This is a genomic window from Actinomadura soli (genome assembly GCF_005889715.1).
In the GTDB taxonomy this organism is placed as follows: Bacteria; Actinomycetota; Actinomycetes; order Streptosporangiales; family Streptosporangiaceae; genus Spirillospora; species Spirillospora soli.
This window is the reverse complement of record NZ_VCKW01000461.1, coordinates 1-3,563: the sequence shown is the minus strand read 5'-3', so window position 1 is coordinate 3,563 and position 3,563 is coordinate 1. Positions and strand designations below refer to the sequence as shown.

The 3,563-nt window shown below is 72.4% G+C and carries 4 protein-coding genes; 3 read left to right on the top strand and 1 reads right to left on the bottom strand.

The window, feature by feature from the left end; translation table 11 throughout:
- Positions 1-139 precede the first annotated feature (139 nt).
- The 3 genes from ETD83_RS40590 to ETD83_RS40580 all read left to right on the top strand — a co-directional run bounded on the left by ETD83_RS40590 (position 140) and on the right by ETD83_RS40580 (position 2,108).
- The gene (locus ETD83_RS40590; RefSeq protein WP_138650567.1) at positions 140-457 is read left to right on the top strand and encodes an ATP/GTP-binding protein; all 318 of its coding nucleotides are present in this window, start codon (positions 140-142) and stop codon (positions 455-457) included.
- 8 nt (positions 458-465) lie between these two features.
- Complete coding sequence (locus ETD83_RS40585; protein WP_138650566.1) at positions 466-1,188, top strand: alpha/beta hydrolase; 723 nt, start codon at positions 466-468, stop codon at positions 1,186-1,188.
- 128 nt (positions 1,189-1,316) lie between these two features.
- Positions 1,317-2,108: an alpha/beta fold hydrolase gene (locus tag ETD83_RS40580; protein ID WP_138650565.1), complete on the top strand. Its 792-nt coding sequence runs from the start codon at positions 1,317-1,319 to the stop codon at positions 2,106-2,108.
- A gap of 4 nt (positions 2,109-2,112) precedes the next feature.
- Here ETD83_RS40580 and ETD83_RS40575 read toward each other — a convergent pair.
- Positions 2,113-3,563: AI-2E family transporter (locus tag ETD83_RS40575; protein WP_230421519.1), on the bottom strand; the 1,451-nt coding region annotated here is incomplete at its 5' end.

The window sequence follows — 3,563 nt, the reverse complement described above, 5'->3', positions numbered from 1 at the left end:
CCCCCACCCCACTCCTCGTAGAACACACCACAGCAGGGATAGGGCTGCGTTAGCCAAGCCCCCCAGCGGGGTCCCCGTATCGTGACGGGGGTTCCAGGGGGTCGCCCCTCTGGGCCAGCACTGTTCCTATCCTGGTGGGGTGAGCCCCCGGAAGAATCGTCGTGCCGCGTCCGGTCGTCCAGCCCAGGGCGGCGGGGGCGGGTCGTGGGCTCAGGAGACCGAGGAGGGGCCGGACGGGGAATGGATCGTCCGGGCCGTGTCCGGGGCGGGCTCGGGCAAGGCGTACCGGTGCCCCGGATGCGATCAGGAGATCCCGCCGGGCGTCGGGCACGTGGTCGCATGGCGGGCGGACGACCAGGGCGGCGAGCACCGGCGGCACTGGCATCGTCCCTGCTGGCAGGCGCGGTCCCGGCGCTCGCCCAGAGTTCGGCGCTCGCGCGACGCGCCCCGCTACTAAGGAGATTCATGGCTGAGATCAGGGCGGCCACCGTGCTGCCGGCGCGGCGTGAGGAGATCACGCTGCACACGTCCGACGGCCTGGAGCTGGTCGGTGAGCTGGCCCTGCCGGTCGACCGGCCGCCGGTGGCGACGCTGGTCTGCCTGCATCCGCTGCCCACGGCCGAGGGCATGATGGACAGCCACGTGCTGCGCAAGGCGTCCTACCGGCTACCCGCGCTCGCCGGACTCGCGGTGCTGCGGTTCAACACCCGCGGGACGACGTCCGCGCGCGGCACGAGCCAGGGCGAGTTCGGCGAGGGGGAGACCGAGCGGTTCGACGTGGCGGCGGCGCTGGAGTACACCGAGTACCACGATCTGCCGCGCCCGTGGCTGCTCGGCTGGTCGTTCGGGACCGAGCTGGCCCTGAAGTGGGGGCGCGACCCGCTGGTCGAGGGCGCGATCCTGCTGTCCCCGCCGCTGAAGCGCGCGGGCGACGCCGACCTGGACGCCTGGGGCGCCGACGGACGGCCCCTCGTGGCGCTCGTCCCCGAGTTCGACGACTTCCTGCGTCCGGCGGAGGCGCGGGAGCGGTTCAAGCGCGTCCCGCAGGCCGAGGTGATCGCGGTCGACAACGCCAAGCATCTGTGGGTGGGCGAGCCGTACGTGCGGATCGTGCTGAACGAGATCGTGAAGCGGGTCGCCCCGGCGGCCGCCCCGCTCCCCATCGAATGGGATGAATCGGGCAAGTAACAGCATGCGGCCGGTCACGGCCACTTCCGTCACGTTTCCCGCATAACGGGTAAACGATGGTGGGGCCGTCGCGTTCCGGCCGTCGCGTTCACGGCGGCCCTCGGCGGCGCCGTCCGGGAGGGCCGCCGATGACCGTGCAGCTGTACGCCAGGGACGTCGGTTCCGGCACACCGCTCGTCCTGCTGCACGCGTTCCCGCTCTCCTCGGCGATGTGGCTCGCCCAGCGGGAGGGGCTCGCCGACCGGTTCCGGGTCATCACGCCTGACCTGCGCGGCTTCGGCGGCTCCCGGCTCGGCGACGACGACCCGTCCGTCGACGCGATGGCCGACGACGTCGCCCGACTGTTCCGGCGGCTCGGCGTCCGGCGGGCCGTGGTCGGCGGGCTGTCCATGGGCGGCTACGTCGCGATGGCGCTGTGCCGGCGGCATCCCGACCTGGTCCTCGGCCTCGTGCTGGCCGCCACCCGTGCCGCCGCCGACACCGGGACCGTCCGGGAGAACCGGCTGCGGCAGGCGGACCGGCTCGACGGCGACGGCACCACCCTGGTCCTCGTGGACGAGGTGCTGCCCGCGCTCGTCGGACCCACCACGTACCGGCAGCGCGCCCTGATCTACGGGCGCGTCCGCGGGCTCGTCCAGGCCACGCCGCCGAAGGCCGCCGCGTGGGCGCAGCGCGCCATGGCGGGACGTCCCGAGGCGTTCGGCACGCTCCGCGGCCTCCGCGTCCCCGCGCTCGTGCTGATCGGGGACGAGGACGCCCTGGCCACCGAGGACGAGGCCCGCGCCATGGCGGACGCGATGCCGAACGCCGAACTCCTCGTCATCCCGCGCGCCGGCCACCTGTGCGCCGTCGAGCAGCCGGACCTGTTCAACCAGGCCGTGGCCGAGTTCGCCGCCGCCCTGGCCCGCACCAGCCACTGACCGGCTACATCGTCTCCTGGCGGGGCACGACGATCTCGCGGATCAGCAGCGAGATCGCCGCCGCGGTCGGGATCGCCAGCAGCGCGCCGACCACGCCGAGTAGCGCCCCGCCGACCAGCGCCGCCACGATCGTCACCGCGGGCTGGACGTCGACCGTCCGCTTCATCACCCGCGGGTAGACCACGTAGTTCTCCACCTGCTGGTAGATCAGGTAGAAGATCGCGCAGACGATCAGGTCGGTGACGTCCCCCGTGAGGAACGCGACCAGGCACACCACGACCGCGCCGATCGTCGCGCCGATCAGCGGGATCAGGTCCGTCACCGCGACGATCAGCGCCAGCGCGAGGGCGTATTTCACCCCGAGGACCGCCAGGAAGATGTACGAGATGGTGCCCGCGATGAACGCGATCGTGAACTGCCCGGCGACGTAGCCGCCGATCCGGTCGAGGATCTCGTCGCCGAGCAGCGCGACCCTGGCTCGTCGGGAGCGCGGTGCCAGCTTGTAGAAGAACGTCTTGATCTGCGGCAGCGAGCTCATGAAGTACAGCGTCAGGATCAGGATGGTGACCGTCTGGAAGACGCCGCTGACGGCGACCTTGCCGATCCCGGTGGCGATGTCGGTGAGGCTCTTCTGGAAGTCCTCGCCCTTGACCGTCTCCTCGGCACGGTCCAGCAGCCCGTAACGCTTGTCCCAGTTGGCGAGCGTCTTGTTCTCCTGCAACTGCTCGACGTACTCGGGGATGTTCTTGCGCAGCTCGGTGACCTGCTCGGACACCGGCTGGACGAGCGAGGCCACGAATCCGGCGAAGAACAGGATCACGACCAGGAACACCGCCGCGACCGCGGCGCTCCGCGGCAGCCCGAACCTGCGCAGCCGCTCCACGGCCGGGTTGAGCCCGACCGCGAGGAACATCGCGACGACGATCATCACGATCACGGACTTGGCGTTGGACGCGGCCTGCACCAGCAGCCACGCGGTGATGACGCCGAGCGCGGCGGTGAACCCGAACACGAACGGGTGGGCGCGGCCGAGCGGCTCGCCGGGCCGTCCGAACGGGAAGCGGTGGTCGACGCCCGCCTCGCGCCTGCGCTGCTCGACGTCGTGCGCGGGGTCGGGCGCGTCCGGGTCGGGCGTCACCGGCACGCCCGAGGCCGGCGCCGTGGGCGCCGGGAGATTGACCGGGGCGCCGGTGGCCGGGTCGCGCTCCCCGGCGGGCTCGTCGAGCTTCTCGGGCTTCAGCGCCCCGCTGGGCGCGACGACCTCCGCGTCCGGCTTGTCCGGTTCATCGGTCTCAGACCCGGGGGTGCCACGCCGGTCGGCCTCGGCCGCATCATCCGGCTCGTCGGCTTCACCGGGCGCGTCGGCTTCACCAGACGCGCTCGGGTCGGCCGGTTTGTCTGGCTCGGCCGGTTCGGTCGGGGTGGGGCGGGCGCCCGCCCCACCCCGACCGAACC

Excerpts from the sequence above, each read along its gene's own strand:
- ETD83_RS40585 (WP_138650566.1), top strand. The coding sequence starts at position 466 with ATGGCTGAGATCAGGGCGGCCACCGTGCTGCCGGCGCGGCGTGAGGAG.
- ETD83_RS40580 (WP_138650565.1), top strand. The coding sequence starts at position 1,317 with ATGACCGTGCAGCTGTACGCCAGGGACGTCGGTTCCGGCACACCGCTC.